Raw genomic sequence first — 4,644 nt, 5'->3', positions numbered from 1 at the left:
GCACTCCCACGACTAACCAGAACCCATTCACCCACCCCCGCACCGACACTATCGGCTGCTACTTCATAATCAGATAACAAACTGCCATCCTGAGCTACGAACTGCACAACTAAGAACTTCGTCCCTTCTAGGCTTTGTTCTTTTTGTGTGCTGACAACCGTGCCACGAACCTGAGCAATTTGCATTAATCTCTAGCCACGGCTGATGGGCAGACGAGGACCATTGACGCTTTCACGGAACTGCTCTACCTCTTCGGTATATCGAATGGGCAGAACATACTCTAAGTTCTCGTGGGGACGAGCAATAATGTGGGTAGAAAGCACCTGACCACCATTCACCCGTTTCACCGACTCAGTGCCAGCAGCAACCGATGCTTGCACTTCAGACACATCACCCCGCACGATCACGGTTACTCGACCACTACCAATCTTTTCATAGCCCACCAAAGTGACCCTAGCAGCTTTCACCATAGCATCGGCAGCCTCGACAACAGCCGGAAAGCCCAGGGTTTCAATCATACCTACTGCGATCGCCATAACCTAAACTACTCCTTAAACATCGTGAAAATCTGTAATTGCTGGTAGTTACTCAAGGTGCTTGCCTAGCTTAGACCCTACCAATTTCTTACTAACGACCTTGGCTTAAGCCTGAATTTTGCCAGCCTTGCAAGCAGAGAACCTCAAAACGTTGTCGCTACGATCGGAAGCGCTCTACTGCCTCGGTGTAACTCATAGGCAGCACATATTCCAAGTTCTCGTGAGGACGAGCAATAATGTGGGTAGAGAGCAACTCACCACCGTTTACCCGCTTAATAGATTCAATCCCCGCGGCCACGGAGGCTTGCACCTCAGATACATCACCCCGCACGATCACGGTCACCCGACCGCTACCAATCTTCTCATAGCCCACCAGAGTAACTCTAGCGGCTTTCACCATAGCATCAGCGGCCTCGACAACAGCCGGAAAGCCCTTGGTTTCAATCATGCCTACTGCAATTGGCATTTGGTTATCTCCTAAACATTGCAAACAAGAACAAACTAGATCACGAGTCAAATGGCTCTAGACATAACAGCTTCTAGCCTTAGACACGTAGCTATAGACATAGGAAGTCGTCCACTCAGAAACCTGAGGCACGGATCTACCCTGCGGGCTATCGACCTCCAATTTCCAGTGCTGAAGCATCATTTGAAAATCACAATCCCCAGCATAGAATTCAGTTGATGGTTTGACAAGATAAGTCTCAATGATTATCGCAAATAGAATTCATTAGCAAAAGTTATAGGTTCAATTACAAACTTCCTAGTGCTTAGGGTGGTTTACCTAGCATCACCAATCAGGTTCACTATCAACCCTGGGGTTGATTCTGATTTGTTAGCAATAACTCCAACAACTTTCCTCAGAAAAGATTGACTCTAACCGTAGAGCATAATCATCTGAAAACTGTCAAGTTATAGCAGGTGAACCATACCTAAGCACCGAAGCATAAATTAAATTGCTGTGGTAAATGACTTACCTATTCAAAACCTTAAATCATCATAAGGGATTTTAGTGATCGTCGATATTTAATTTCACCATCCTTATCCCCTAAGTTAGCTTAAGTAACAAATAGTTGCACCTAGAGAGGTTAGGTATTTACCCATATCGGCAACAAGACCATATTATTGAATTCATTGCTGGGTAGGGACTCAAGAATTCTTCTCAAGCTTGATGTCGCCTAAGATAACTGCCCAAGCCATAAGGATTTCAGTCTACAAGTTAAGCCTACAAACAGACATTATGATGATGTTTTGCAATTAAGTGGAGTGACTGCGATCGCCCTAGCATCTAGCCCTAAAATTCAGATTTGGTTGTTCATAGCTTTTTGTAAATCAGCAATTAAATTGCGAATAAAAAATTCAATTAAGTTATATCTTTCCGGAGTAAAAACTCAACATATTTTTTTTAAGCTATCATCATGTTTCCTTTATTAAATAAATGTTTCATTTACTTAACAATTTGATGTGTACTAGGAATAATCTGTATAGAAAGATGCTCAACACTAGTCAATGTCCATGTCAACGTAGATTTCGCTAGTTCGTAGGTATGGGAGTAGGAGTGGCCTAATTGCTAAGCTTAAATTCCTACACACATTCCCCGTACTCATATTGTTTTAATCCCCAGACATACCCTGCTATGCCGCGCAACCTACTAAGCTAAGATCTATGGTTTATTGGGAATGAATCTGGAATCATCATCTAGATTGGCAGGCTAGAGTCGAAAGTTCTGACGACCTAGTTTGGCTGTAAACATCCGAAATTCCTAGCACTTAAAATTTCTAGCACTTGTATAATTGCATCCCTTTCTACTACTCAATTAACCCCTAATGAATCAGTTTCTTCTGCAAACTAGCTGGTGTATTCCACTCTATGGCTTGCTGGGAGCCGCGATGGCGCTTCCCTGGGCGAGCGGTATTATCCGGCGTACAGGGCCTCGGCCAGCAGCGTATCTCAATATTTTGATGACAGTCTTGGCTGTCGTGCATGGAACGATAGTGTTCTATGCAACGTTACACTATCCTTCTCAAGAAATTACCGTTCACTGGCTACAGGTTGCCGACTTAGACTTGTCTCTGGTGCTTGATGTTTCGCCGGTGAGCATCGGGGCAATGGAACTAGTCACAGGGCTAAGCTTACTGGCACAGATTTTTGGGCTAGGTTATCTGGAGAAGGACTGGGCAACAGCACGATTTTTTGCGCTGATGGGATTTTTTGAAGGGGCCATGAGCTGCTTGGCTCTTAGCGATTCTCTGTTTCTCAGCTATGCCTTGCTAGAGATGCTGACGCTATCGACCTATTTCCTAGTGGGATTTTGGTACGCGCAACCATTGGTGGTCACTGCTGCACGGGATGCATTCTTAACCAAACGAGTTGGGGATCTGTTGTTGTTGATGGGGGTAGTGGCCTTGGCAAGCCTAGCAGGCAGCCTGAATTTCAACGATCTCTATGACTGGGTAGAAACTGCAAATCTTAACCCGGTGCTGGCTAACCTCCTAGGCTTAGCATTAATTGCGGGGCCAACGGGTAAATGCGCTCAGTTCCCTCTCCACCTGTGGTTGGATGAGGCTATGGAGGGGCCAAATCCAGCGTCAATTTTGCGAAATTCAGTAGTAGTGGCCTGTGGAGCTTATGTGTTAATTCAATTACAACCAATTCTCGCGATCGCCCCTGTAGCACTCAATACCCTCATCGTATTGGGAACCATGACTGCGATTGGTGCTTCACTAGTAGCCTTGGCTCAAATTGACATCAAGCGTGCCCTAGCTCACTCTACTAGTGCATACTTAGGATTTGTATTTATTGCAGTAGGAGTGCAATGGACAAATTTTGCTCTCTTAATTCTGTTTGCCCATGCGATCGCTAAGGCCCTGTTATTCATGAGCATAGGAGCTGTGATTTCCACAACCAACTCCCAAGACTTGACAGAAATGGGCGGACTGTGGTCACGGATGCCAGCGTCAACAACTGCTTTTGTAGTTGGTGGCTTGGGTATGGTAGGCTTGCTACCCCTGGGTGGTTTTTGGGCGATGGAACGCGGACTAGATATTTTCTGGTACGACCAGCCGCTCTTAGTTGCGGTGATTCTAGCTGTGAACTTGCTTACAGCCTTAAACTTAACTCGTGTATTCCGCTTGGTGTTTCTAGGCGATCCCCAGCCCAAGACTCGTCGCGCACCTGAAGTGCTATGGCCGATGGCAGTGCCAATGGTGAGTTTGACTATCATTACCATCTTGGTGCCCGTTGTGTTGTTCCGGCTAAACCTCTTGCCATCATGGCGCTATCTCAACCTATCGGCGGCAATTGCCCTGATTGCCTCCGGAGCGGCGGGCTGTTGGCTGGGTGGCAATCTAGCCCTCAGTCGTGTTTGGTCTCGACCGATTCAAGCACCATTGAAGTTTATTCAAGACTTGCTGGCCTACGATTTTTATGTCGATCGCCTCTACAGGGTCAGTGTAGTGTTTGCGGTTGATTCTCTGTCGCGATTAAGCGCTTGGTTCGATCGCTACGTTGTGGATGGTGTTGTCAACTTAGCAGGGTTAACAACTGTGTTTAGCGCTGAAAGTCTAAAGTATAGCGCTCCTGGGCAAACACAACTCTACACCCTCGTGATCTTTCTCAGTATCACAGTTTTGGGTGTATTGATGAATTGGCCGCTAGTCACCGACTTCCTAACCACTTTGATCAGTAGCCAACATTAGTAGAGAGGTTAAGCTAGTTATGTTAAGCGTGCTCATCGCACTCCCCCTGCTAGGGGCAATCCTAGTGGGGATAATGCCTACCGCTGAGGGTTCACGTTTTCGGCTAGTGACCTCACTCTTCAGTGGCCTGAGTCTAGCCTGGGCTGTGTCCCTTGGCAATCGCTTCCTTGACCATAGTGCAGTTCAATTGCAGGAATATTTACCTTGGCTTGATGCTATTGGACTGAGCTATCGGCTGAGCATAGATGGTTTGTCCTATTCCTTGGTGATACTGAATACACTGTTGACCACGATCGCCATCTACAGCAGTTCTGAAGCTGTGACGCGGCCTCGGCTGTACTACAGCTTGCTGTTACTAATCAATGGGGCAGTGTCTGGAGCATTCCTAGCCAATAACTTCCTCCTATTTT

Annotated in this window: 5 protein-coding genes; 2 read left to right on the top strand and 3 right to left on the bottom strand. The window is 46.3% G+C overall.

Translation table 11 applies throughout. The features are described 5' to 3' along the window. The 3 genes from NZ772_14345 to NZ772_14335 all read right to left on the bottom strand — a co-directional run. The coding region (locus NZ772_14345) for a EutN/CcmL family microcompartment protein (GenBank protein MCS6814730.1) at positions 1-185 on the bottom strand (185 nt) is incomplete at its 3' end. Positions 186-191: 6 nt separating this feature from the next. Then, the gene (locus NZ772_14340; protein ID MCS6814729.1) at positions 192-536 is read right to left on the bottom strand and encodes a BMC domain-containing protein; all 345 of its coding nucleotides are present in this window, start codon (positions 534-536) and stop codon (positions 192-194) included. Positions 537-693: 157 nt separating this feature from the next. Beyond that, positions 694-1,002, bottom strand: coding sequence for a carbon dioxide-concentrating mechanism protein CcmK (locus tag NZ772_14335; protein ID MCS6814728.1), 309 nt, complete (start codon positions 1,000-1,002; stop codon positions 694-696). Between the two features lie 1,360 nt (positions 1,003-2,362). Between NZ772_14335 and NZ772_14330 the strand changes: the two genes are divergently transcribed. Together NZ772_14330 and NZ772_14325 are read left to right on the top strand one after the other, a co-directional pair. Then, complete coding sequence (locus tag NZ772_14330; GenBank protein ID MCS6814727.1) at positions 2,363-4,234, top strand: NAD(P)H-quinone oxidoreductase subunit F; 1,872 nt, start codon at positions 2,363-2,365, stop codon at positions 4,232-4,234. Positions 4,235-4,253: 19 nt separating this feature from the next. Continuing rightward, the coding region (locus tag NZ772_14325) for an NAD(P)H-quinone oxidoreductase subunit D4 (protein ID MCS6814726.1) at positions 4,254-4,644 on the top strand (391 nt) is incomplete at its 3' end.

This window comes from Cyanobacteriota bacterium (assembly GCA_025054735.1).
Lineage (GTDB): Bacteria > Cyanobacteriota > Cyanobacteriia > SKYG9 > SKYG9 > SKYG9.
Note: the sequence above shows the minus strand (reverse complement) of the source record. Positions and strands in the feature narration are given on the sequence as shown.

Excerpts from the sequence above, each read along its gene's own strand:
- NZ772_14340 (MCS6814729.1), bottom strand. The coding sequence starts at position 536 with ATGGCGATCGCAGTAGGTATGATTGAAACCCTGGGCTTTCCGGCTGTT.
- NZ772_14335 (MCS6814728.1), bottom strand. The coding sequence starts at position 1,002 with ATGCCAATTGCAGTAGGCATGATTGAAACCAAGGGCTTTCCGGCTGTT.
- NZ772_14330 (MCS6814727.1), top strand. The coding sequence starts at position 2,363 with ATGAATCAGTTTCTTCTGCAAACTAGCTGGTGTATTCCACTCTATGGC.